This is a genomic window from Streptomyces sp. G-G2, from assembly GCF_030063135.1.
Classification (GTDB): Bacteria; Actinomycetota; Actinomycetes; order Streptomycetales; family Streptomycetaceae; genus Streptomyces.
Genome location: NZ_JASISO010000001.1, coordinates 264346 through 288666, shown reverse-complemented (window position 1 = coordinate 288666; position 24321 = coordinate 264346). Strand labels below are relative to the sequence as shown.

General features: G+C 69.1%; 19 protein-coding genes. 3 read left to right on the top strand and 16 right to left on the bottom strand.

Annotated elements, in window-relative coordinates; all coding sequences use genetic code 11:
• Window positions 1-39: 39 nt before the first annotated feature.
• Complete coding sequence (locus QMF80_RS01275; RefSeq protein WP_283448730.1) at window positions 40-3645, bottom strand: type I restriction endonuclease subunit R; 3606 nt, start codon at window positions 3643-3645, stop codon at window positions 40-42.
• A gap of 94 nt (window positions 3646-3739) precedes the next feature.
• Window positions 3740-4198, bottom strand: coding sequence for an ATP-binding protein (locus tag QMF80_RS01270; RefSeq protein WP_283448831.1), 459 nt, complete (start codon window positions 4196-4198; stop codon window positions 3740-3742).
• A gap of 351 nt (window positions 4199-4549) precedes the next feature.
• On the opposite strand from QMF80_RS01270, the gene QMF80_RS01265 reads away from it, so the two are divergent.
• Both QMF80_RS01265 and QMF80_RS01260 read left to right on the top strand, forming a co-directional pair.
• Complete coding sequence (locus QMF80_RS01265) at window positions 4550-5401, top strand: helix-turn-helix domain-containing protein (RefSeq protein ID WP_283448729.1); 852 nt, start codon at window positions 4550-4552, stop codon at window positions 5399-5401.
• 69 nt (window positions 5402-5470) lie between these two features.
• On the top strand, window positions 5471-5614 hold the full coding sequence (locus QMF80_RS01260; RefSeq protein WP_283448830.1) for a DUF397 domain-containing protein: 144 nt from the start codon (window positions 5471-5473) through the stop codon (window positions 5612-5614).
• On the opposite strand, the gene QMF80_RS01255 is transcribed toward QMF80_RS01260, so the two are convergent.
• From QMF80_RS01255 to mnmA, 5 genes are all read right to left on the bottom strand, one after another.
• Complete coding sequence (locus QMF80_RS01255; RefSeq protein WP_283448727.1) at window positions 5573-6859, bottom strand: restriction endonuclease subunit S; 1287 nt, start codon at window positions 6857-6859, stop codon at window positions 5573-5575. The two genes, QMF80_RS01260 and QMF80_RS01255, sit on opposite strands and share 42 nt — an antisense overlap.
• Complete coding sequence (locus QMF80_RS01250) at window positions 6849-9470, bottom strand: type I restriction-modification system subunit M (protein ID WP_283448726.1); 2622 nt, start codon at window positions 9468-9470, stop codon at window positions 6849-6851. The genes QMF80_RS01255 and QMF80_RS01250 overlap by 11 nt, the downstream gene beginning before the upstream one ends.
• Before the next feature lie 106 nt (window positions 9471-9576).
• Window positions 9577-10389, bottom strand: a complete 813-nt coding sequence (locus QMF80_RS01245; RefSeq protein WP_283448724.1) for an RloB family protein — start codon at window positions 10387-10389, stop codon at window positions 9577-9579.
• Window positions 10386-11708, bottom strand: a complete 1323-nt coding sequence (locus tag QMF80_RS01240) for an AAA family ATPase (protein WP_283448722.1) — start codon at window positions 11706-11708, stop codon at window positions 10386-10388. The genes QMF80_RS01245 and QMF80_RS01240 overlap by 4 nt, the downstream gene beginning before the upstream one ends.
• 145 nt (window positions 11709-11853) lie before the next feature.
• On the bottom strand, window positions 11854-12987 hold the full coding sequence (gene mnmA / locus QMF80_RS01235; protein ID WP_283448720.1) for a tRNA 2-thiouridine(34) synthase MnmA: 1134 nt from the start codon (window positions 12985-12987) through the stop codon (window positions 11854-11856).
• Window positions 12988-13055: 68 nt separating this feature from the next.
• On the opposite strand from mnmA, the gene QMF80_RS01230 reads away from it, so the two are divergent.
• Entirely contained in the window at window positions 13056-13682 is a 627-nt protein-coding gene (locus QMF80_RS01230; protein WP_283448718.1) for an N-acetylmuramoyl-L-alanine amidase, read from the top strand.
• A 44-nt stretch (window positions 13683-13726) separates the two neighbouring features.
• Here the strand turns inward: QMF80_RS01230 and QMF80_RS01225 are convergent, their stop codons facing one another.
• The 9 genes from QMF80_RS01225 to QMF80_RS01185 all read right to left on the bottom strand — a co-directional run bounded on the left by QMF80_RS01225 (window position 13727) and on the right by QMF80_RS01185 (window position 24298).
• The gene (locus tag QMF80_RS01225; protein WP_283448716.1) at window positions 13727-14890 is read right to left on the bottom strand and encodes a cysteine desulfurase family protein; all 1164 of its coding nucleotides are present in this window, start codon (window positions 14888-14890) and stop codon (window positions 13727-13729) included.
• Between the two features lie 130 nt (window positions 14891-15020).
• Window positions 15021-15857: a thioesterase family protein gene (locus QMF80_RS01220; protein ID WP_283448829.1), complete on the bottom strand. Its 837-nt coding sequence runs from the start codon at window positions 15855-15857 to the stop codon at window positions 15021-15023.
• A 124-nt stretch (window positions 15858-15981) separates the two neighbouring features.
• Window positions 15982-16638, bottom strand: a complete 657-nt coding sequence (locus tag QMF80_RS01215; protein WP_283448714.1) for a trimeric intracellular cation channel family protein — start codon at window positions 16636-16638, stop codon at window positions 15982-15984.
• Between the two features lie 266 nt (window positions 16639-16904).
• Window positions 16905-17963, bottom strand: coding sequence for an ABC transporter ATP-binding protein (locus QMF80_RS01210; RefSeq protein ID WP_283448828.1), 1059 nt, complete (start codon window positions 17961-17963; stop codon window positions 16905-16907).
• Between the two features lie 14 nt (window positions 17964-17977).
• Window positions 17978-19063 (bottom strand): ABC transporter ATP-binding protein, encoded by a 1086-nt coding sequence (locus tag QMF80_RS01205; protein WP_283448712.1) that lies wholly within the window; start codon window positions 19061-19063, stop codon window positions 17978-17980.
• Entirely contained in the window at window positions 19060-20061 is a 1002-nt protein-coding gene (locus QMF80_RS01200) for an ABC transporter permease (protein ID WP_283448711.1), read from the bottom strand. Before QMF80_RS01200 ends, QMF80_RS01205 begins: the two co-directional genes overlap by 4 nt.
• 117 nt (window positions 20062-20178) lie before the next feature.
• A complete protein-coding gene (locus tag QMF80_RS01195; RefSeq protein WP_283448709.1) occupies window positions 20179-21972 on the bottom strand; it encodes an ABC transporter substrate-binding protein in 1794 nt (597 codons plus the stop codon).
• Between the two features lie 25 nt (window positions 21973-21997).
• The gene (locus tag QMF80_RS01190) at window positions 21998-22990 is read right to left on the bottom strand and encodes an ABC transporter permease (protein ID WP_283448708.1); all 993 of its coding nucleotides are present in this window, start codon (window positions 22988-22990) and stop codon (window positions 21998-22000) included.
• A 567-nt stretch (window positions 22991-23557) separates the two neighbouring features.
• Entirely contained in the window at window positions 23558-24298 is a 741-nt protein-coding gene (locus QMF80_RS01185; RefSeq protein ID WP_283448707.1) for an enhanced serine sensitivity protein SseB C-terminal domain-containing protein, read from the bottom strand.
• Window positions 24299-24321: the final 23 nt, after the last annotated feature.

Here is a 24321-nt window from a genome sequence, read left to right as displayed (position 1 = left end):
ATTCCTATCACCCGGCCCGGACAATCCGGACGCGGAGCCTCAGCTCTCCCGCCGTGGCTCGTAGCGCAGGAAGTCCCCGTGCCAGTGCAGTGCGATCTTCACCAACCCGCTCGCCACGGGCCCTGTCACTTCCCAGTCCAGGTCGAGCTCGTCCTCCAGGTAGATCCGCAGCACCTTCCGGACCCGCTCCCGGGCATCGGGGAGCGTAGCGAAGTTCGGAGAGCGGACCAGGCCGGAAATCTTCCACGTGACCTCGCGTGCCGCCTGGAAAAGGTCCAGCCCTTCCGAGAGCGGGGTCCCGCCCACCACGACCAGCTTCTCGGCCAGCAGGCTGTACACCAGCTGCTCCGTCCACGGGTCGAGTCCGGACCCCGAGTCCTGCGCCCGCCCGCCTTCCTCGTCCGTGATCTCCTGAGCCAGGCTGGCCAGGGCTGCTGCCGCCTGCGCGAAGTCTTGGCCCATCTGCTGCACTACGGCTTCCAGCCGGACGCTGAACTTCTCGTACCCGGTGGCGCCCGAGTCCAGCCGCGCGGTGATGTGCGTGTGAATCCGGCTGGTCAGATACGAGATCTTCGCCCGGGGGTCGCTGTTGGCATTGACCCGCTCCATGAAGTCCGGTGCGCTGAGCTCCACCGACGGAATGCGCTCGGTGATACGGGTGGCCCTGAGGTGTTCGGCGATGAGGGCGCGCACCTTCGCCCCGTAACGGCGGGGGCTGAACTGGTCGCGCCCGTCGAGGTAACGGACCCGGGCGAGGTACTGCACCTCCCCGAGGCGCCGGGCGAACCGCTCGTAGTCGAGGGCGGCAGGACGGGGCAGCACCGCGTTAAGGGCATTGAGGAAGTTTCGGGCCAGCTCATCGAACTCCCCCCTGAGCAGCGGGTCGTCCAGCGCGGCGAGCAGATCTTCACGCTGTGGCTCCTCGGCAAGTTCGCCGACTCCCAGGCTTGCCAGGAAGTCACCGAGCTTCTTACGCAGGTCACCGAGGAGCGCTTCGGCCGCCGCGTCGGTCTGGAGCCACATCCGGTCCTTCGTGGGCTGCTTTTCCTTCTGCTTTTCCTTCTGCTTTTCCTTCTGCTCGGGATCGAGGTGGTCAAAGGACACATCTTCGTATCCGAGCACCTCACGCAGATGAGCCTGCTCGTAGTCAGCCATCGACTTGGCCAGTTCGGGCCCGACGCCTACATAGTCGACCACCTGGCCCCATTCTTTCTTGGCGTATGGGCGGTTGGTCCGGGCGATCGCCTGGAGCAGGCCTGCGCCGAAGAGGGGGCGGTCCAGGTAGAGCACCTGTTCCGCAGGGGCGTCGAACCCGGTGAGCAGCATGGAGGTCACGACGATGAAGCCCAGGTGACGGTCGGCGGCCTCCTTGACTCCCCGTCCCCCAGCGGCCGGGGCGGGCGCCGGTTCCTTGTGCCACGGGTCACCCGCCGAACCACTCGGGCCGGCAGGGGCCGCGGACATCGGCTGCCCGTGCGTGGCAGCGGTCCACGACGGATCGGGACCCAGGTCGAACAGGTCGACGACCGGCACGCCGCGCTTGAACTGTTCGATGTTCTTCGCCTGAGTGGTGTGCCCGGTCCACGGCTCCCATTCCTTGGGATCCTTGGCCTTGCCTCCCTTCGGTGACTTGGAAATCACCGCGGCGGCGTCAATGGAGGCGAGAAGGTTCCGGTGCCGCAGCAGGCCCAGGAGATCGACGTCATCAGCGGAGGCCGCCGGGTCGTACAGAGTGTCGCCACTCAGCCTGTCCAGTTCGGCGACCAACCGGCGGAGGGCCTCCATCAGGGCCTCGCGGTAGGTGACGGCGGCACGCCGCGACACGGCTACCACCTGGGCGCCGAACCCATCCGGCATGGCAGTCCGCGCCCAGTGCCGCACCATGTGATCAGCCTTCTCGGCGATCACGGACGGTGATTCGAGGACCTCTTTCCTACGTCCGAACTTGCGAAGCACCCGGCGCCGCTGCTCCGGGTCGCTGGGGACCTTCTCGTCGAACCCCGCGTCGAGTGCGGCCTTCTCGACAACTTCCAAGCTCGCCTCGTGCGCCTCGTAGCGCACGGGAACGACCGCACCGTCCCGCTCGGCGTCCCGCAGGGTGTACGTGTCGGCGTACGCGCCGAAGATCTCCTGGGTGGTCTTCCGGGCCCGACTGATGATCGGAGTGCCGGTGAAGCCGACCATCGCGGCATTCGGCAGCATGGCGCGCAGCCGGGCGTGCTGCCAGGCGCTCTGACCCCGGTGCGCTTCGTCGATCAACACGACGATGTCGGAGCTCGCGTTCGCCACCCGGTTGTGGACCCGGTCCCGGCCCTCGGGGTCCGTGGCAAGCACCTCGTCCCGGCCGTCATCGGCGGAGTCGTCCCGGCGTGCCTTCTGGAGCATGACCATGACGACGTCGGGGACTTCGATGCCGAGGTATCGGCGTGCGCGGCGGACATCCTGCGCGCGGTAGATCTTCTCGTCTGCCGCGGCGAGACTCTTGCGGATCTGCTTCTCCAGATCCCTCCGGTCGGTCACCACCACGACCTTGTGTCCCGCCAGGTCGGGACTGCTGCGCAGGTGCCGGACGAGGAACGCCATGGTGAGGGACTTGCCGGAGCCCTGGGTGTGCCAGGTCACCCCGCCCCGCTGGTCGACGTCCCGCCCCTCGGCCAGGGCCTTGCGCCTGGCCCGCAGGCTGGCGGCGAGCTTGTGCACGGCACGGAACTGCGGGTAGCGGCCGATTACCTTGACGGTACGGGGTCCACGGCCCGCTTCGGTGGTGAAGTCCCGTACGAGGGTCAGCAGATGCGCCGGCCGCAGCACCCCGCCGACCAGGGTCTCCTGAGCGGTGAGCTCCCGGGCCTCGGGTACCCCGGCCTCCCCCCTTACGGTCTCCTGTCGGGCGGGGAACACGGTGCGCCACGGCGCGAAGTGCTCCTCCTCCGAGCTGACCGTCCCCATCTCCGCGTGGTCGCGATCAGTGGCCACGAGCACCTGCGCGAACCGTACGAACTCGGCGACGGGCTCCCGGGCCTCGGCGCCCGCGTAACCGATGACGTCCTCGACGGCCCAGTCGAGCGCGAAGCGCGTGTCCGCCTTGGCCACCGGCGGCGCCTTGCACTCGATCACCACCCAGGGCAGCCCGTTGACGAACAGCACGACGTCAGGGGTGACGGCGCCCGCGCCGGAGCGTTCCACCCGGAACTGGGAGACGGCCAGCAGGTCGTTACCGGTACCGGCGTCCCCGCCATCGAACTCCCCCGCCCAGTCCACGAGCCGAACATGCTCGGGATCACCCTTGGTCCAGCTGGGCAGAAGGCGCGCGTTGACGCCCTCCCGCAGCGTCCGGGTCACGTCGATGTTCCCCGCCACTCCCCGGCCCGCCAGGCCCTGGCCGGGGACCGTGCCGAGGAGCAGATCGAGGAGGTGGTCCAACTGCACCCGCGTGAGCCACGGGGTTCCGTCGGGGCGAGGGTTGATCCGCGCGACGGCCGTGCGGAACCGCTCCGCGTAGACGGCCTCCGTGAACCAGTCGCGACCTGAGAGGGCTGGATCAGTCGCTGGCTCGCCGGGCGGCGCACCCTGAAGATACGGCCACCCCATGGCGGTCAACTGACCGATGAGCGGCTTCTCGACCTCGTCGTACTCCGGCTGACCCATCCCCGGTCTCCCCGCCCGTAGCCATACGTCGCACCCCACCCCTGCGAACAGGGGTAGGAGCCACTCTACCTACGGGCGCGGACAGGTCCGGGGGTCAGGCCGCCAGGGAGGCGGCGGCCGGGGGCGGGGATGCCGGAGGGCCTTCCTCCAGTTTCAGTTCGAACCAGATGGTCTTCCCGCCGACCCCGAAGAGAACCTCGTCCAGGCAGCAGCCGCCCCAGTGATCGGCGAGCAGATCGAGTATGGCCAGCCCCCGCCCCTGCTCGTCAGCCTGTCCCGCTGGCGGCCGGAGCGACAGCGGAAACACCGGGCTGGTGTCGGAGACGCTGATCCGCAGTACGGGGTGTGCCCAGCGCAGCCGTACGGAGGCGGGGCCCTTGGTGTAACGGACGGAGTTGGTGGCCAGCTCCGAGGCCAGCAACTCGGCCCGGTCGGTGAGTTCGTCGAGCCCGTGCGTGGCGAGGACGACGCGGAGGGTGCTACGGGCGATCCCGGGGGCGCGGGGGTCGCGCGGGAAGTGGAGCTCGTACTCCCAGGGCCCGACGAAGGGAATCGGCTGCGGTGCGGGGCTGGGACTGACGCTGTCGGCGTGGGTGGTCTATGATTCCGGTTTCACGCGGGCACCTCCATGTGCGGCGTGACGGTGTCGGTCGGCCAGGGCGACCCGGGGTCGCCGTGCGTGCGGGGCGGTGGCTGTGCCGACGCCGTTTCCCCTGGGGGGAGTTGGGCTGTCGGTGCGCTTCCGCTGACACGGGGCGGGCGGGCCTTGTGGCTTACCTCACACGCTAGCGTCATCACTAAAACCCGTGCTACCTACTTCACTAAAACGGGTCATGTATTCAGTTTTGCTGGACGGCCGGACTCAGGCTTAGGCAAACTGTGCGCGCGAGCGAGGAGTTGACCCATGGCACCCAGGCACTACCCCACCATCAGCCAGCGCCGATTCGGTGCCGAGCTGCGTCGCCTACGCGATGCCGCCGGCATCTCCGCGCCGACAGCTGCCGAGCGTCTGGGTGCGGACCGCACGATGATCTCCAACATCGAAGCGGGTCGATTCGGCATCAGCGAGGAACGTCTACGCCGCATTGCGAGCATCTACGAGTGCGACAACCCCGAGCTCATCAACTCTCTGGCCGCGATGACCGGAGGGCGCAAGAAGGGCTGGTGGGACGAGTACCGGGGCAAGATTCCGTCGGACTTCCTGGACGTGGCGGAACTGGAGCATCACGCCCACAGTCTGAGGACACTCCAGACAGCCCACATCCCAGGCCTGTTCCAGACAGAGGACCACGCCCGCGCCCTCTTCGACCTCTTCGTTCCCGCGTTGCCCCGGTTGGAAGTCGAGTTGCGCATCGCCCAGCGCCTGGCTCGACACATCGTTATCGCCGGGACTCCGGGCGTGCCGTACGTGGGGCTGATCCATGAGGCCGCCCTCCGCATGCGTACCGGCGGACGCCGAGTCGCCAAAGAACAGTTGCGCCGCCTTCTTGAGGAGAGCGAACGCCCCAATGTCCGCCTGCTCGTGATCCCCTTCACCGCAGAAGGCTTTCCCATGGCTGGTGACACGATGATGTACGTCTCGGCCGCGAACCCGCACCTGGACACGGTCGAGGTGGACTCCCCTATCGGTGCGGTCTTCTTCGACTCACCGACGCAACTGGCCAACTTCCGTCGGCGGCTGGACTTGGTCGAACAGGTGGCGTTGAATCCCAGTGAGTCGAGGGATCTCATCCTGGAAATCTCCGGAAATCTGTAAGAGGTACCACCTTTGCCCGAGTTGGAGTGGTTCAAGTCCTCGTACTCCGAGGCTTCCGGCAACGCATGCGTGGAACTCGCCACTTGGGGCGACCTCGAGGTCGCCGTCCGGGACAGCGTGTTCCCGGACCAAGTGATCACGTTCGGCCGAGCCGCCCTGACGGCGTTCGTCTCAGGCGTACGGAACGCCGAGCTGGGCGGTAGGCCTAGCTGACCAGGACGCCCGCCAGTGTCCCGGCATCCGCACCCGGCCGGTCAGCATGTCCTCTGTCATGCCCCGCTGTACCACGCGCAGCTTCTCGACCTGCTTTCCCAGCGTGGCAATGCGTGCTCGCACCCCCCGTACCGGGCCGAGGAGTCGGTCCTGCTCCGCACGCGGCGGGAGGGGAAGCGGCATACCCTTGACCTGCGTCGAGTTGATCGATGCCAGGTTCGTCGTCTGTTTGCCGACGCTCTGGAAGTACGCGCGGCCCGCCGGTGAGGACGTGTACAACTCCAGGAAGTCTGGGGACATCTCCTCGTCGCAGCGGACGCGGAAAACGTGGTTCTGGTGCAGGCACGGGTCCAGCCTGCCGTCCCAGACCGCCCCGCGGCCGAGCTTGTCGAGGTCTCCCCCCTCCGTGAGCAGCAGGTCCCCGGCGCGCAGGGCGTACCGGTCGTACTGGGAACGCAGAATCCGGACGGTTTTCACATCGGTCGTGTCGATACTTCCGTCCAACACGTTGGCCACCCGGAGGTAGGGCAACTCAATCGTCCCGTCGCCTGTGGGCTCGGAACCAAGGGTCACACCGGCGGCCACGGTCGCGACGGTCTCCAAGCACACGGTCGGCCAGCTGCCCGCGCCGCTGGAGAGGACTTCAGCAGAGAGCGCGGCCTCTGCTACCTCAAACTTGACCCGGACCCGCTCCAAAGCGGCGATACGCCGCTCGACCGCCTCGTGGGCCGCCACGATTCGGCGTTGCTCATCGAGCGGAACATCCGGCACAGGCAATTGGCGGATCTGGGCCTGTCCGATGTTCTTCATGCTTCCGCTCGTGCCCGTGGCAAGGGAGCGGATCCGCTGGCGCAAAGAAGGTTGCGCCAGTACGAGAGCCAGAAACGCCGGGTCGGCCACGGACTCGTCCACAACAAGACGGAGGGTCTTGTCGCTCAGCATGAGCCGTTGCGGAGGTGCCACGGCGACACAGGCAAGCCCAACCAATTCCTCGGTATTGGCCCGCGTCATGATCAGGTCACCGGGCCGCACCTCGTACCTCGGCTGGATCAGCGACGCATCGCTTACGACCTTGTTCTCGCGCGCCACAAACTGGCCGGACTGAACTGCACTGACCTTGAGCACACCCCACTCACCATGGCCAGCCGGCACATCGTCGGCCATCGGACTCTTGCCCGCCTCAACGGCCCGCAACAGTGAGCCAAGTTCGACCTGCGTAAGACCCGCACCCGCCTCACCGCGCATAGCCCAGCTCCTTCAGCCAGTCCCCGAACTCCCCCGCCGCGCCCGCGCTGTCCGCCTCCAGGGCCTCCAGCGAGACCGCGTACTTCTCTGCCCAGCGGCGGAAGGCCGCGATCAGTTCACGGCGGCCCGAGGCGACGGCCGCCTCCAGGCGAGCCGACAGGTCGGCGTCCAGGACCTCCAGGACCACCCGCTCCGCTCCGCCCTCCGAGGACTTGGCCACCTCGGCAGCCGCGCGCAGGTTCGGCAGGAAGCACGCGTCCAGCGCCGAGCGCTTCTTCGACGCCGCCGTGCGCTCCTTGCGGCGACGCGTGACCACCTCCTCCAGGCGGGCCAGCTCCTCCGGGGTCACCGGGGTGCGCTCCTCCGGCTCGTCCTCCCCGTCCGCATCCCCATCCGCAGTCGGGGGCTGGGCCGCGGCCAGGTTCTCCAGTGCCGTCTTGTACGCGGCGTCCGCCACCGCGACGGCGGCGTCCGCGCGGGCGACCTCATCCAGGAACTCCGGGATCAGCGCCCGGACCACCGGCTGGTCCAGCGCACGGCGCCGGTCGGCGGCGGTCACCGAGGTCTTCGCCCGGCCGCGCGTGCGTCCAGGGCCGGAATCGGCGTCTTCCACGTCCGGCATGACCGGTTCGACCATCGTCTCGACCGAGTCGACCCAGCCGTCTAGTACTCGCTCGTACCCGCCGGCGGCCAGCGCCTTGAGGTCGTAGCGCGTGAGCGTCCACCAGTCCGCCAGGATGCCGGCGGTCGTGTACTCGTCCAGTACGCCCGCCCCGCCGACCGCCTCGGTGAAGCCGGACACGAGCCGCTCGCGCAGCACCATCAGCCGCCGGTCCTCGCCCAGCGCCGTGAAGTGGGCGGGCTGCTTCGCCCACCACTCCTCGTACGCCTTGCGCAGAAGCGCTTCCTTGGGGGCCGCCAGACCCCCAATGCGCTCAGCCGTCGCGTCCGGGCCTTCCGGGAGGAAGTCGACGTACTCCTCATCGCCCGCGCGGTCCGCGAAGAGGCCCGAGGCATCGACCCCGTACGCGGAGAACAGGCCGGCCTTCGCCTCGATCTCGGCCTTCGGGACGCCCCCGTACAGGTGTGCCCGTACGTCTTGCGGCTCGGCGGGCGGGGAGTTGTCCACCCAGCGGCGGATGTTCAGGTTCGCATCGGCGGCCAGCAAGTCCTCCACGCTCACCACGCGCGAATAGCCCGGCTCCTCCCGCCATCCCTTGAAGACCGTGACCAGCTTCTCGACGTGCTCGGGACCGAGCTCGTTCTGGTTGCGCGCCGCACGGAACTCCCGGTCGGCGTTGATGAAGAGGACTTGCTTCTCCCTCCTCTCCAGCTTGCCTTGCTTATCCAGCCGGTCCCGCTTCCGGTGTGGCGGTCGCAGCACAAGGATGCAGCCCGGGATTCCGGTGCCGTAGAAGAGGTTCGGGCCGAGGCCGATCACTGCCTCGATGCAATCGTCGTTCAGCAGCTCGATACGGATGTCCCGCTCCTTGCCGCTGCGGAACAGCACGCCGTGCGGCATGACCGTGGCCGCCACGCCCCGCGCCTCCAGCACGGTGACCATGTGCTGGACGAACATCAGGTCGGCCTTCTTGCCGTTCTCCGGTGTCGCGCCCCACTTCATCCGGCGACCGTGCTTCTCGTCGGCCGCTTCGACCAGCTCGGCGTCGTAGTTCAGGGAGAAGGGCGGGTTGGACAGGACCTTGGTGAAGGTCCGCAGCCGCCCGGCCTCGGTGAGGTGGAGCGGGTCCGCGAGGGTGTCGCCGTGCTGGAGGTCGAACTCACGGATGCCGTGCAGGACCATGTTCATGCTGGCCATGGACCAGGAAGGGCCGTTCTTGTCCTGGCCGTTGATCGACAGGTCGCCGGGGGCACCGCCGTGCTCCTCCACGTGCTCCTGGGCCGCGATCAGCATGCCGCCCGAGCCCGCGCAGGGGTCGTAGACGCTGTCTCCGGCCTCCGGGTCGACGAGGCGGACCATCATCCGGACCACTTCGCGCGGGGTGTAGAACTCGCCGCCGCGCTGGCCGGCCGAGTCGGCGAACCGGCCGAGCAGGTACTCGTAGGCCGCGCCCAGCATGTCGGGGAACTCGAAGTCCTCGTTGCGGAGCTGGTAGAGGCTGAAGTGCCGGATGAGGGAGCGCAGCTCGGAGTTGGTGAAGCGGGGCTTGGTGCCGACGATCTCGTTGAAGGAGATGTGTGAGGCGACCCCGGCCAGTCGGGGGTGGCTGCCTTGCAGGGCCACCAGCGCCTGGTCGAGATTCTCCCCCACTTTGTCGGTGAGCATGGAGATCCCCGGGACGGGGTGGTCGGGGTGCTCCGGGTCCTCGTGTGGGCCCTTCCACCAGCGGGCCCTCGGCGGGACGTAGAAGATCCGGGGGTACTTGTCCGGGTCGTCGGCCCGCGCCAGGGCCTTCGCCCGCTCGCCGGTCTTGTCCAGGGCCTCCGCGTAGACACGGTCCCATTCGGGCTGGAACTCGTCCGAGGAGCGCTTCAGGAACAGCATTCCGAAGATGTAGTCCCGGTACTCCGAGGCGTCCATCCGGCCGCGCAGAATGTCGGCGGCCGAGAAGAGATGCCGCTCGAGCTGGGGCAGTGTGATCCTGGCCACGCACCGGTCCTTCGTATGCCACGGGAGTTTCGGGAGAACTCAGGCAGCGTAGTCGGGTAGGGGCTCCGGACGGAAACCCTCGACCCGATCGCCGGCACCCGAAGCTCTACAACTCTTCCTTCCCGATGCCGAGGCTGGTGAGCAGTCGCCACAGGTCGGTGGAGGGATCGCGCTTGAGCGGGTCACAGCCTGCGGCGTGGCCAGAGCGCTGCGTCCACTCGTCGTGCGTCTCCGTACGCGGGCCGGGGATCTTGTCGTGGTTGGCGTTCTTCGCGGAGCAGCCGCCGTGTGAGCAGTTACCCACCAGCTTGCGCGCATTGCGCACGGCGTCCTTCTCCGTGCCCACGAGCGACTGGCCGCGTTGTCCGGCCAGGCCTTTGCCCCGCTCACCGGCATGCTCGTCGTACTCCTCGAAGCCCTTGGCCTTCGGGTGCTTGCGCAACAGGTCCTTGATCGCATCGCTACGGCCATCTTCCTGACTGGTGAACGGCCGGAAGTGGAGCAGGAGCCACAACTCGAACGAGGGATGCGAGAAGCCGACTTGCACACCTGCCTCTCGCGCCCTGCTCATAGCCTTCGGAATCACGACGTCGCGATGGTCCTCGCTGTCCCGGTCGAAGAGGGCCCACTTCTCATCGGCGGGACTCGACGCCTCGGCGATGACCCGGTCGACGACCTCGTCAGGGCGCAGGCCCTCCCCCGCTTTGCAGAAACGGAGAAAGAAACCCTCCCGTTTGCCGTACTCCCTGTTGAGGAGTGCGACGTAGTCGGACTCGGTCTTCTCCCCCTCGCCCGCGATGTAGACCACGCGGTGCGACTGGTCGGAGTACCCGGAGAGATCCCGGCGCACGGGCGTGGCCGCGTCGTCCTGGCTCCTGCGCCGGCGCACTCGCTTGCTGTCGCTCGGTGATCTGCTCACGCTGTCGTCGTCGCTTTCCGCTCCGAGTCCGGCCGACCACCCAAGCGCTCTTCCAGCATCGTGAGCTGGCGGGCGATCTCACCGGTGGCGAGGCGCGGAATGCCGCCATAGTGGCCGTGCAGGTAGCGGCGCTCCAGGTTCTCGTCGTTGCGGGCCTTGCGAGCCGCGATCAGCGGGTACAGGGCGGACTCCCCGCTGCTTTCCTTGAACGTGATCCACACCTGATCCCGGTCGAGCGGGCGCTCGACGACCGACGGACCGAGCAGGGTCGCATCGTGCGTAGTGAAGATCAATTGCGCGAGATCGGGATTGGCTTCCCGGTCGTGATAGAGGCGGATGACCTCCGCTGCGAGCAGCGGGTGAAGGCTTGAGTCGAGCTCGTCCGCGAGGAGGACTCCACCATGCTTGAGCATGTGCAGGAGAGGCCCGAGGAACGCGAACCAGGCATGCGTACCCAGCGATTCCTGCTTCCAGAAGTCGAGCGGTCGAGAGGTTCCGTCAGCTCCGCGGTGCAGGAGTCGCACATCCCCCGTATCGGGGTCGGTCTCGATGCCCGTGATACCCAGGTCTGCGGCCGCAAGAAGCGTGATGAGCCGTTCTCGCAGCTCCTCCTGATCGCTTCGGTCGGCCAACTGGTCTCGTGTCCAGGACGTCCGCTCGGCCACATCGCTGTGACTCGTCACCAACCACAGGTTGTCCCGGAACCAGCGGTGGACAGCTGACAGCTGGGGATGGTTTAGGGCTGCACCCACGGTGAGGAAGAGAGCGTTGCTCCGGGTCGTGGCGACCAGCATCTCCTTGAGATCCTTGCGTCCGGTCAGGCCCGCCCCGGGGAACCGGAACTCACCTCCCTCTTCGTCGGGACGACCGGCCTCCCGGTCGAACCACACCTGGCGGCGGCCGGACGGGTACGCGTGCAGCCACTCGCTCTCTACGCGGTCGTCGGATACTTCGAACCCGTAGGTGTACCGGACCTTCTCGCCTCGGCCGAGCAGCAGCTCGACCTCGAAGAGGCTGGTCTCGTCCCTGGCCTCGTCAGCGAGCTCGAACGGCTCTCTGGGGACCCCGGGCTCGCGGTCCCACGCCGCCAGGGAATCGAGCACGGCGTGGCGCATGAAGCGCAGACCCGCGAGGACGTTCGACTTGCCAGACCCGTTGGCGCCGAAAATACCGACGACGGGCAGCACCGACAACGGCTTGCCGTCGGAGCGGGCTCCGCTGTCCCGACCAGTTCCTTGATTGAGCTCTGTAGCGGCAAGAGAGAGCTCTTGTTCGTCCCGAATGGACCGGTGGTTGGCTACCCGGAAGCTGAGCAGCACGGCCGACCTCCCAGAGAGGCGGATCGAGGATTGCCGCCTTAGGTATTTTTGTACGGGTAACCCGTACCAGGGAGCCTAAAGCCCTCCGCAGGGATACGCCAGTGACGGGCAACGGCCGTTGACGCAAGCATTGCCAAGCAGGGTCTTAGGAGGTGATTGTCGCGCTCGCCCGGGTGGTCGTGGCGATGGTGGCGGAGCCGACGACGCGGGTGCCGTCGTAGAGCACGATCGCCTGGCCGGGGGCCACCCCGCGGACCGGCTCCGCGAAACGCACCCGCAGCTCTCCGTCGACCATCTCGGCGAAGACCTCGCTCTCGCCGCCGTGGGCGCGCAGCTGCGCGGTGTAGGTGCCCGGGGCGGCGGCCGTGGAGCCGCACCAGCGCGGGCGGATCGCGGTGAGGGCGCCGACGTCGAGGGCCTCGACGGGGCCGACGGTGACGGTGTTGTTCACCGGGGAGATGTCCAGGACGTAGCGCGGCTTGCCGTCGGCGGCCGGGTGGCCGATGCGCAGGCCCTTGCGCTGGCCGATGGTGAAGCCGAAGGCGCCCTCGTGGGTGCCGATCTTGGCGCCGGACTCGTCGACGATGTCGCCCTCGGCCTTGCCGAGGCGGTTCGCGAGGAAGCCCTGGGTGTCGCCGTCGGCGATGAAGCAGATGTCGTGGCTGTCGGGCTTCTTCGCGACGGCCAGTCCGCGGGCCTCGGCCTCGGCCCGGATCTCCTCCTTGGTGGTGAGGGTGTCACCGAGCGGGAAGAGGGCGTGGGCGAGCTGCTTCTCGTCGAGGACGCCGAGTACGTACGACTGGTCCTTGGCCATGTCGGAGGCGCGGTGCAGCTCGCGGCCGCCATCCTCGTTCAGCACGACGGTGGCGTAGTGGCCGGTGCAGACGGCGTCGAAGCCGAGCGCGAGGGCCTTGTCGAGGAGCGCGGCGAACTTGATCTTCTCGTTGCAGCGCAGGCACGGGTTCGGGGTGCGGCCCGCCTCGTACTCGGCGACGAAGTCCTCGACCACGTCCTCGCGGAAGCGTTCGGCGAGGTCCCACACGTAGAAGGGGATGCCGATGACGTCGGCGGCGCGGCGGGCGTCGCGGGAGTCCTCGATGGTGCAGCAGCCGCGGGCGCCGGTGCGGAAGGACTGCGGGTTCGCGGACAGCGCGAGGTGGACACCGGTCACCTCGTGCCCGGCTTCGGCAGCGCGGGCGGCGGCGACGGCGGAGTCCACGCCGCCGGACATGGCGGCCAGGACGCGAAGGGGGCGGGTGCTCGGCAGGTTCTCAGTCATAGCACCGTCCAGGGTACGGGGAACCGCGCGGGGCCACGGCGCGTTATCGGGTGCGGGGGGTGGTTCGGATGGGCCTCAAGGGGCGCAGGGCGGTACTGCTGGGGGGACTGGGGCTGGTCGCGGCCGGTGCGGTGGCGGGCCGGGACGAGATTTCCCGGGCCTGGTGGCTGCTGCCGGGGGTGCGCAGACCGCGTCAGGAAGGTGCGCTGGATCACGCGGGCGCGAGCTGGACGGCGGCGTCGCCGGCGAACTGGCGGCTGGCCGACCGGCCCGACGACTACCGCATCGACCGGATCGTGGTCCATGTGACCCAGGGCGATTTCGCCTCGTCGGTGGAGGCCTTCCAGAACCCTTGGCACAAGGCCTCGGCGCACTACATAGTCCGCCAGGACGGTCATGTGGAGCAGCTGGTCCGCGAGCTGGACGTGGCCTTCCACGCGGGCAGCCGCGCCATGAACGAGCGCAGCGTCGGCATCGAGCACGAGGGTTTCGTCACGCGCCGAGAGGACTTCACGGAGGCGATGTACGCCGCCTCGGCGCGGCTGGCCGCCGACGTCTGCCGCCGGTACGGGATACCCGCCGACCGCACGCATCTGCTCGGCCACTCCGAGGTGCCCGGCGCCGACCACACGGATCCCGGCCCGTATTGGGACTGGGACCGCTATCTGCGCATGGTCGGCGCGCTGCTCGCCTGAGTCCGGCCGGCCCCCGGCCGGTCAGCTCGGTCCGGTCAGCTCGGTCAGCTCAGTCCGGCGCTGCGGGCCCGGTCGACGGCCGGGCCGATGGCGGCGGCCACGGCGGCGACGTCCTGCGCCGTGGAGGTGTGGCCGAGGGAGAAGCGCAGGGTGCCGCGGGCCAGGTCGGGGGCGGTGCCGGTGGCGAGCAGTACGTGGCTGGGCTGGGCCACGCCCGCGGTGCAGGCTGAGCCGGTGGAGCATTCGATGCCCTGGGCGTCCAGCAGGAGCAGCAGGGAGTCCCCCTCGCAGCCGGGGAAGCTGAAGTGGGCGTTGGCCGGGAGGCGGTCGTCCGGGTCGCCGCCGAGGATCGCGTCGGGCACCGCGGAGCATACGGCCGCGACCAGCTCGTCGCGCAGGGCGCCGACCTCACGGGCGAAGGTCTCGCGACGCTCCACGGCCAGTACGGCGGCCACCGCGAAGGCGGCGATGGCGGGCACGTCGAGGGTCCCGGAGCGGACGTGGCGCTCCTGGCCACCGCCGTGCAGGACGGGTACGGGGCTCTGGTCGCGGCCCAGCAGCAGCGCGCCGATGCCGTAGGGGCCGCCGATCTTGTGGCCGCTGACGGCCATGGCGGCGAGGCCGCTGTCGGCGAAGCCCACATCGAGCTGACCGATGGCCTGGACGGCATCGGAATGCATCGGGACGCCGAACTCCCTTGCCGTCGAAGCCAGTTCGCGGACCGGCATGACGGTGCCGATCTCGTTGTTGGCCCACATCACGGTGGCGAGGGCGATGTCGTCGGGGTCGCGCGCGACGGCCTCGCGGAAGGCGTCGGGGTGCACGCGGCCGTAGCGGTCCACGGGCAGGTACTCGACGCGGGCGCCCTCGTGCTCCGCGAGCCAGTGCACGGCGTCGAGGACGGCGTGGTGCTCGACGGGGCTGGCGAGGATCCGGGTACGGGCGGGGTCGGCGTCGCGCCGGGCCCAGTACAGGCCCTTCACGGCGAGGTTGTCGGCCTCCGTGCCGCCCGCGGTGAAGACCACCTCGCTCGGGCGCGCGCCGAGTACCTCGGCGAAGGCCTCGCGGGCCTCCTCGACGGTACGGCGGGCACGGCGGCCGGCGGCGTGCAGGGAGGAGGCGTTGCCCGTCGCGGCGAACTGCGCGGTCATCGCCGCGGCGGCCTCCGGCAGCATCGGCGTGGTGGCGGCGTGGTCGAGGTAGGCCATGATTCACCGATTCTACGATTCCCCGGCTCCCCCGAACCCCACGGGTACCGCCGAACCCCGCTCCGGAGCCCCGGTCCGGGGTCCGGGGCCGACGGGCCGGGGCCCGGCGCGGCGCCGCGCGGGCCGCGCGTCAGGCAGTGGCTGCCCGGGGGGCGCGGGCCAGTTGGCGGGACTGGGCCACCAGATGGTCCGCGGAGTCCCAGACCTCCGCGTCCTCCTCCAGGAAGCCCCCGGCCAGGTTCCGGGTGGTGATCGCGACCCGCAGCGGGCCGGGCGCGGGGCGGCGGCGTACGTGGGTGGTGAGTTCCACCGTCGGGGTCCAGCCGATCAGGCCCAGGTCGAAGGAGGTCGGCGGGAGCGCGTCCACGACCAGCAGCAGGGACAGCGGGTCCGCGTCCCGCCCGTCGGCGAGTTCGAACCAGGCCCGCATCTCGCCCTTGCCGGACGGCGCGCCCACCGCCCAGCCCGCGGTGACCGGATCCAGCCGGAGCCGGAGCCGGTCGACGATGGCGGAGCTGCCGGGGATCGGGGCCGGACCGGCCTCGGCGCCCAGGCAGTCGGCGTACCCCGGCATCACGGGCGCTGTGGCCGTCGTACGGACGTCGTCCGGCAGCGCCGCGAGGTCGCCGTAGGACGCGAGCACGCGCAGGCGTTCCACCGCGGCGCCGTTCTCGTCGTACTGGAACAGCGAGGCCTGGCCCGTGGAGAGGGTGCGCCCGACCCGGACCACCTCGGTGCGGATCACGGCGGGCCCGGGGACCGAAGAGGTCAGGTAGTGGGCGGACACCGTGAAGGGGTCCGGGTGCGGCAGGGCCGCCGAGAGGGCCCGGCCGACCAGCGCGAGCAGGTAGCCGCCGTTGACGGCGGTGATGATCGTCCACCCGGCGGAGAGCTCGGCGTCGTAGACCCCGGGCTCCTCCGCCCGCGCGGTGACGGCGGTGTCGCGGTCGAACTCGCTGTCGCCGATGGAAGCCGGGCCGGAGGCCTTGCCGGAGGCCGCGCCGGAGGCCTGGGCCGGAGGCCTGGGCCGCTGCTGCTTGTGACATGGGGTGAGGGTACCTCCAGTAACTACTAAGCGGTAGCTTTTGTGATTACGGCTCCTCGGGGACCGCCGAGCGGCGGTTCCAGGCCAGCGGCGCCCGCCAGTGGTAGCGCATCGCCAGCAGCCGCAGCACGAACGTGGTCACGATCGCGATGCCACTGGTCACGGCGCTCAGCATGCCGAGGCCGATGAACACGGCCACCAGCGCGGCCCCGATGACCGCGGGCACGGCGTACATCTCGCGGTCGCGCAGCAGCGACGGGACCTCGTTGACCAGGACGTCGCGCAGCACGCCGCCGCCGACCGCCGTCGCGAGGCCGAGCGCGGCCGACGCGGTGAGCCCGAGGCCGTACTCGTACGCCTTCGTCGTGCCCGTCACGCAGAACAGGCCGAGGCCCGCCGCGTCGAAGACGTTGATGGCCTGGTTGATCCGCTGCACCTCGGGGTGCAGGAAGAAGACCAGCGCGGCGGCGACCAGCGGGGTGACGAAGAAGCTCAGTTCACCGAAGGCGGCCGGGGGGACAGCGCCGATGACCAGGTCGCGCAGGAGGCCGCCGCCGAGGGCGGTGACCAGGGCGAGGACGGCGATGCCGAAGACGTCGAAGTTCTTGCGGACCGCGAGCAGGGCGCCCGCGGTGGCGAAGACGAAGATGCCCGCGAGGTCCAGGGCGTGCTGGACACCGGGCGGGAAGAGATCGTGGGGCACCGGGCCATTGTGCCGGGCGCCTGGCGGCGGGCCGTGCCACCGGGGGGTGCCGGGCGGGCGGGTCGCTGTCGGGGCTCCGCCCCGGACCCCGCTCCTCAATCGCCGGAGGGGCTGAGAAAGAGCGCCTCGAACGCCGGCGGGGCTGTGGATGCCAGGAGGGGCTGAAGAGCGCGCCTCAGACGCCGGCGGGGCTGGGGGGGTGTCCGGAGGGGCTGGAAAAGCGCGCCTCGATCGCCGGCGGGCTGGGGCCTCGCCGGCGATCGGGGTTATACGGCCGTCGCCGGAGTGTCGGCGTTCTCCGGGTGGTGACAGGCGACCTGGTGGCCCGGCTGCAGGGCTACCAGAGGGGGTTCCTGCTTGCCGCAGATCTCCGTGGCCTTCCAGCACCGCGTGTGGAAGCGGCAGCCGCTCGGCGGGGAGATCGGCGACGGGACGTCGCCCTTGAGCAGGATGCGGCCGCTCTTGACGCCCCGGCGGCGCGGGTCCGGGACCGGGACGGCCGAGAGGAGGGCCTTGGTGTACGGGTGCATCGGGGCCGCGTACAGGGAGTCCCGGTCGGTGAGTTCGACGATCTTCCCGAGGTACATCACCGCGATGCGGTCCGAGACGTGCCGGATGACCGACAGGTCGTGGGCGATGATCACGTAGGTGAGCCCCAGCTCCTCCTGGAGGTCGTCCAGCAGGTTCACCACCTGGGCCTGGATGGAGACGTCCAGGGCCGAGACGGGCTCGTCCGCCACCACCAGCTTCGGGTTGAGGGCCAGCGCGCGGGCGATGCCGATGCGCTGGCGCTGGCCGCCGGAGAACTCGTGGGGGTAGCGGTTGTAGTGCTCCGGGTTCAGGCCCACCAGCGAGAGCAGCCGCTGGACCTCCTTCTTGAGGCCGCCCTCCGGGCTGACCCCCTGGAGCTTGAAGGGGGCGCTGACGATGGTGCCGACCGTGTGGCGCGGGTTCAGCGAGCCGTACGGGTCCTGGAAGATCATCTGGACGTCGCGGCGCAGCGGCCGCATCGCCCCGACGCCGAGGTGCGTGATGTCCCGGCCCTCGAACTCGACCGTGCCGCCCGTCGGTTCGAGCAGCCGGGTGATCAGCCGCCCCATGGTCGACTTGCCGCAGCCGGACTCGCCGACGATGCCGAGGGTCTCACCGCGGCGGACGTCGAAGTCGATGCCGTCGACGGCCCTCACGGCCCCGGACTCGCGGCGCAGCAGCCCCTTGTGGATGGGGAAGTGCTTGACCAGGCCGGTGACCTTCAGCAGCGGTTCCCCGGCCGCGTCGGCCGCACCCGCGGCCTGGTCCGCCGCCCGGTCCGCCGTCTTCTTCATGTCCGTCGTATCGGTCACAGCTTCGGCGCAATCTCTTCGGTCCAGATCCGGGTCCGCTCCTCCTGCGACATGTGGCAGGCGGACCAGTGACCGGCACTGGTCAGGGCCAGCTCGGGCCGCTGGGTGCGGGTGATACCGCCCTTGGGTACGTCGGCGAACGGGCAGCGCGGGTGGAAGGCACAGCCGCTGGGGATGTTGATGAGGCTGGGCGGCGAGCCCTTGACCGGGATGAGCCGCTCGGTCTGGTCGCGGTCGATGCGCGGCATGGACCCGAGCAGGCCCCAGGTGTAGGGGTGCCGGGGTTCGTAGAACACCTGCTCCGCGGTGCCCCGCTCGACACAGCGGCCGCCATACATCACGAGGATCTCGTCGGCCATCTCCGCGACCACGCCGAGGTCGTGCGTGATCATGATGACGGCCGAGCCGAACTCCTTCTGCAGATCGCGGATCAGGTCGAGGATCTGCGCCTGGACGGTGACGTCCAGGGCGGTCGTCGGCTCGTCCGCGATGAGCAGTTCGGGGTTGTTGACCAGGGACATCGCGATCATCGCGCGCTGGCGCATGCCGCCGGAGAACTCGTGCGGGTAGGAGTCGACGCGCTGGTCCGGCTCGGGGATGCCGACCCGGTCCAGCATCTCGACGGCGCGCTTGCGGGCCGTCTTCTTGTCGACGTCCTGGTGGGTCCGGTAGGCCTCGATGATCTGCTTGCCGACCGAGTAGTACGGGTGCATCGCGGACAGCGGGTCCTGGAAGACCATCGCCATCTTCTGGCCGCGCAGCTTGCGTACGTCGTCGGCGTTGGCCCGGACCAGGTCCTCGCCGTCCAGCAGCACCTCACCGGAGATGTGCGGGCGGCTGCGGGCGTTGCCGGTGCGGTGCAGACCCATGATGGCCAGCGAGGTGACCGACTTGCCGGAGCCGGACTCGCCCACGATGCCGAGGGTCTTGCCGCGCTCCAGGTCGAAGGAGAGCCCGTCGACGGACTTGACCAGGCCGTCGTCGGTCGGGAAGTGGACCTTGAGGTCACGAACCGAGAGGAAGGCACGGGCGGGATCCGAGGGTCCGGCCTGCTGGGGTACGAGGGAAGGGTTCTCGGTCACGTCAGCCTCACGCGCGGGTCGATGACGGCGTACAGCATGTCCACGATCAGGTTGGCCATCACCACGAAGAGCGCGGCGAGCAGGGTGATTCCCATGATCACGGGGAGGTCGCCCTGGCCGATGGCGGCGACCGCCGCCGTCCCCAGACCCTGGAAGTTGAAGGTCGTCTCGGTGAGCACCGCGCCGCCGAGGAGTCCGCCGAGGTCGAGGCCGAACATCGTGACGATCGGGGTGAGCGTGGAGCGCAGAGCGTGCTTGCGGATGACCACGCTCTCCGTGAGGCCCTTGGCGCGGGCCGTACGGATGTAGTCCTCGCCCATGACTTCGAGCATCGTCGCGCGGGTGATCCGGGCGTAGGTGGCGGCGAAGAGGAAGGCGAGGGTGATCCAGGGCAGGATCATGCTGTTGAGCCAGGCGACCGGGTCCTCGGTGATCGGCCGGTAGTTGGACACGTCCAGCCAGCCGAGGCCGTAGACGAAGATCGCCGGAGCGACCATGCCGGTGAAGAAGATGGGCAGCGAGACACCGGCGAGCGCGCCGACCATGACCGTGCGGTCGATGGCGGTCCGGCGTTTGAGCGCCGAGATCACACCGGTGGCCACACCCGCGAGCACCCAGATGACGGCTGCTCCCGCGGCGAGCGAGAGGGTGACCGGCATGCGGCTGGTCATCAGCTGCCAGACCGGGGCCTCGCTCTTGAAGGAGTAGCCGAAGCACGGAGCGGGGCAGTGCGTCTTCTCCACGCCGGAGTCGTAGTCGCGACCGGCCACGACTCCCTTGAGGAAGAGCAAGTACTGCTCGGAGATGGGCTTGTCGAAGCCCATCTTCACGCGGATGCCCGCCAGGGCGGTCGCGTTGGTCTCGCGTCCCGCGTACATGAGCGCGGGGTCGGACCCGGTGATCTTCGGCACCGCGAAGAAGATGCCGAAGGTGACCAAGGAGACCACCAGCAGCGTGGCGAAGACGTTGAACAGACGCCTGATGAGGTAGACGAGCACTGCAGTCGGCCGCTCCGGCGGGCGGCCACCGCCCCTTGTGGGGACGGCAGCCGCCGCCTAACGGCCTTCACCTGCCCTTCGGACTAGCGCATGTGCGGTGAAGGCACGTGCCGACTGTTACTTGACGACGCCCAGCGTGGCGAGGTCGATGCGGCCCATGGAGTCGTTGAAGTACACGTTCGTCAACCGCGGGTTGTGGTAGATGAGCGCCTTGTCGAAGTTGATGGGAAGGTAGAGCGCCTTCTCCATGATCTTCTTGTTGATCTCCGTGTAGAGCGGCGCGGCTTCCTCCGGCGTGGCGGCGGAGGCGGCCTTCTTGAACAGCCCGTTGACCTCGGGGTCGTTCAGCTCGGTGTAGTTGTTGTTGCCGTTCGGCAGGATGAACGAGCCGTCCACCAGCGGCTGCAGGAAGCCGGAGCCGCTGTTGTAGTCGGCGCCCCAGCCCATGATGATGATGCCGTAGCCCTTCTTCTTCACGTTCTCGGGCGAACCGATCGTGGAGGAGGAGAGCTTGCCGTCGTACTGGTCGATCGAGGCGTCGATGTTCACGGCCTTCAGTGCGGCCTGGAGCGACTCGGCGGTCTTGACCTCGGGGGCGCGGTTGTTGCGGACCGCGATCGTGGTCTTGAAGCCCTCGGGCTTGCCGCAGGCGGCGAGCGCGGCCTTGGCCTTGTCGACCTGCGGGGCACCGGCGGTCAGGCCCCACGGGTCGTAGGACTTGTCGGCACCGGGGACGCCGGGCGGCAGCATGTTCGCGCCGAGGTCACCGCTGGTCGGGCCGCCGCGGGCGGTCTGCAGCGACTTCGGGTCGGCCGCGTAGATGACGGCCTTGCGGCACTCGATGTTGTCGAACGGCGCGACCGTCTGCGGGAAGGCCATGTAGCGGATGTAGCCCGTGAAGGGGTTGTCCGCGTTCTTCTTCAGGTCCGGGGTCTGCAGGATCTTGTTCTTGGCGGCCTGCTGGACACCGGTGCCGTCGACGGCGAGGTCGATGTCGCCGGAGAGCAGGCGGGCGTCCATGTCGTCCGGGTTGGTGGTGACCGTGAAGGAGACCTTGTCCGGCAGGGCCGAGCGGATCTTGTCGGTCTTCGGGTCCCAGTTCTCGTTGCGGACGAGGGTGGCGCCCTTGCCCGAGGTGAAGGACTCGATCTTGTACGGGCCCGTGGAGACGGGCTTGTTGGTGTACTTGGCGCCCTCGTCCTTGGCCACCGGGACCGGCGAGGAGGACGGCATGGCCAGCAGGTAGCTGAAGTCCGAGTTGGCGCTCGCCAGGTTGAAGACGATCGTCTTGTCGTCCGGCGTCTGGACCGACTTGAGACCCGCCTTGTTGGGGTCGGTGTCCTTGTACGGGCCGGGGTACTTCTGGCCCTGGTCCAGCTGGTCGATCAGGTACGTCGGGCCGCCGGAGAGGACGTCCTGCGCGAAGACGCGCTCGACGCCGTACTTGATGTCCTTCGAGGTGATCGGCGTACCGTCCTCGAACTTCACGCCGTCCTTGAGCTTCAGCGTGTACGTCTTGCCGTCGTTGCTGAGCACGGGCAGGGCCTCGGCGAGGTCCGGGACCAGCTTGGTCCCGTCCTTGCCCGGCTTGCTGTCGTACGCCAGGAGCTGACGGATGTACAGGCGCTGGATGTTCCAGACGAAGCCGTAGTAGGCGCGCGCCGGGTCCAGGTAGTCGACGTCCTGGGGCGACCAGAGCTTCAGCTCGCCGCCCTTCTTGTCGGACGCGTTGACGACACCCTTGGTCGCGGCGTCGAAGGAGGCGCCCGTCGAGGAGCCGCCCTTCGCGCCGTCATCGCTCTTGCCCCCACCGCACGCGGCGGTCAGCGACAGGGCTGCGACCACAGCGGTGATCGCTATTGCCTGCTTTCTGCGGATCACGTTTGTCGAACCTCCATGAGTGGATGACATGAGTGGATGAGTCCGGGGACTCGGATCAGTTGCCCTTGGGGTCGAGCGCATCGCGCAGCCCGTCGCCGAAGAGGTTGAACGCCAGGACGGTGATGAAGATCGTCACACCGGGGACCACCATGTACATGGGGTCGAACTGGTAGATGGGGACGGCGTCGGAGAGCATCTTTCCCCAGGACGCGGTGGGCGGTTTGACGCCCGCGCCGAGGAAGCTCAGGGCCGCTTCCGTCAGGATGTTGGTCGGAATGATCAGCGTCGAGTAGACGAGGATCGGCGCGACCAGGTTCGGCAGCAGTTCCTTGAACAGGATGTACGCGCGTCCCGCGCCGAGGCTGCGGGCGGCCTCGACGTACTCGCGCTCACGCAGCGAGATCGTCTGGCCGCGCACGATCCGGCCGATGTACGGCCAGCCGAAGAACCCGATCACCATGACCAGGACGCCCATACGGACGCCCGAACCCTCGAACCCCCAGAGGGAGTTGGGGACCACGGACACCAGGGCGATGGTGAACAGCAGCTGCGGGAAGGCCAGCAGCAGGTCCATGACGCGGCTGATGACTCCGTCGACCCAGCCGCCGAGGAAGCCCGCCAGCGTGCCCAGCAGGCTGCCGAGGACCACGGAGACGATGGCCGCCAGGAAGGCGACGGTCAGGGAGATGCGCGCGCCGTAGACGATCCGGCTGAACACGTCGCGGCCGTTGGTGGGTTCGACCCCGAGCGGGAAGTCGGAACTCATGCCGCCGTAGGAGCCGATCGGCGTGCCCAGGTTCGGGTCGATCAGGTCCTCGTGGAACTCGTTGGGCGGGTGGCCCAGCAGGCTCACGATCTGCGGCGCGAACACCGCCACCAGGATCAGGAGGAGCACGACGATGCCGCCCGTGAGCGCGACTTTGTCGCGCTTGAGCCGCATCCAGGCGATGCGGCCGGGTGAGCGGCCTTCGATGGCCTTGGCTGGGACGTCGGCTACGGACACGGGAGCGGGAGTCTCCGCGCTCGTGTCATGCAGTGGTGCCGTCATCGTGGTGGGGACCCCTCTCGGCCGACGGGTCGGTCGGCCCATGCCCGCCGCTGTGGCGGCGTTGGTGCGGAGTGGCGCTCGGAGTACGTGGAAACCGCGCTGGAGTGCGTGGAAGAGCGTGGAACTGCATGTGCTTCAGTGCGTTGTCTTCAGTGCTTGTCTTCGGTGCGTCGGCATCAGTGGTGCGTGCCGCGTGGTGCGTGAGGTGCAGGAACCGCAGGAAGTGCAGGGTGAAGTACAGGGTGAAATACAGATGCCGAGTCGGGTAACAGCAGGACCGACGGGCTCTTGGGTGGGGAGTCTTCATGGGGCGCTCGATCACCCGCCAGACCCGCAGATGAATGGATGCGCAACCGTGATGTGAGGAGCCGTTACCCGCTATCCGGACTGCACGGTCTTCTCAGCGGAGCAAGACCGTCCGTTCGGTACGCAATCGGACATCCCACCCAACCATCGCTTCTCATCCGCTATATGGACACGGACCCCGGGGCAAATCAGGACAAGCCAAAGGCCGCACGGAACGTGGTTCCATGCGGCCTGGTACGGGCGTCCCAGCGGGTGGTCAGGTCAGTACCCCGGGGCCTGGCCCTCGCGGTCGTAGAAGGGGCGCGCCTGCGCGCGCAGCCACATCGCGACCGGGTCGTGCTCGTCGGCCAGGGCGACCGTGCACACCGGTACGCCCTCCGGCACGGCCCCCACCGACTGGCGCATCATCTCGCGCACCGATTCGAGCGCGGGCGCGGAGGTGTCGTAGAGGTCGACGCCGACGGCCAGGTACGGCGACCCGAGCACCGGCTGGACCCAGGCGCGGCGCAGCGAGCGCACGGCCGGGGTCCGGTGGGCGTGCTGGGTGAGCAGCCCGTAGAACTGCGGCAGCTCGATCGAGGGCTCGGAGAGCCGCAGCGGCCCCGCGGGCATCCGGTCGAGGCCGGTGGCGATCCGGCGCAGGTCGGCCCAGGGGATGCCGATGCCACCGCCCTGGGCGTGCGGATTCAGCCACAGCCCCCAGCGGTCCGGGTAGAGGGCGCGGGCCACGTCCCGGCCGGTGACCACCTCGTACCCGCGGTTCCAGCCGCTGGCGGCCAGCTCCTGCGGGGAGGTCACGCAGGGCGCGTAACCGAGCCCCTCGACCTCCATGCCGCCGTACTGGGCGTCCGGGGAGCCCGACTGCCCCTGCCACAGCAGCATCCACAGGCGCCCCTCGGCGAGCCCGTGGAGCAGCTGCTCGTAGCTGTCATAGCGCCCGGGAGTCACCTGGCGCAGCATGTGCTCGACCTGCCCGGCCGCGGCCGTGCCTGACGCACTCACCCGGTACCCCTCTTCGTCCGCCC

Bases quoted from the DNA above. Each gene is read 5' to 3' on its own strand.
- QMF80_RS01255 (WP_283448727.1), bottom strand. From the start codon at position 6,859: ATGCGCGGTGAGGCGGGTGCGGGTCTTACGCAGGTCGAACTTGGCTCA.
- QMF80_RS01190 (WP_283448708.1), bottom strand. From the start codon at position 22,990: ATGACGGCACCACTGCATGACACGAGCGCGGAGACTCCCGCTCCCGTG.
- QMF80_RS01230 (WP_283448718.1), top strand. From the start codon at position 13,056: ATGGGCCTCAAGGGGCGCAGGGCGGTACTGCTGGGGGGACTGGGGCTG.
- mnmA (WP_283448720.1), bottom strand. From the start codon at position 12,987: ATGACTGAGAACCTGCCGAGCACCCGCCCCCTTCGCGTCCTGGCCGCC.
- QMF80_RS01210 (WP_283448828.1), bottom strand. From the start codon at position 17,963: ATGAAGAAGACGGCGGACCGGGCGGCGGACCAGGCCGCGGGTGCGGCC.
- QMF80_RS01275 (WP_283448730.1), bottom strand. From the start codon at position 3,645: ATGGGTCAGCCGGAGTACGACGAGGTCGAGAAGCCGCTCATCGGTCAG.
- QMF80_RS01225 (WP_283448716.1), bottom strand. From the start codon at position 14,890: ATGGCCTACCTCGACCACGCCGCCACCACGCCGATGCTGCCGGAGGCC.
- QMF80_RS01265 (WP_283448729.1), top strand. From the start codon at position 4,550: ATGGCACCCAGGCACTACCCCACCATCAGCCAGCGCCGATTCGGTGCC.
- QMF80_RS01195 (WP_283448709.1), bottom strand. From the start codon at position 21,972: ATGTCATCCACTCATGGAGGTTCGACAAACGTGATCCGCAGAAAGCAG.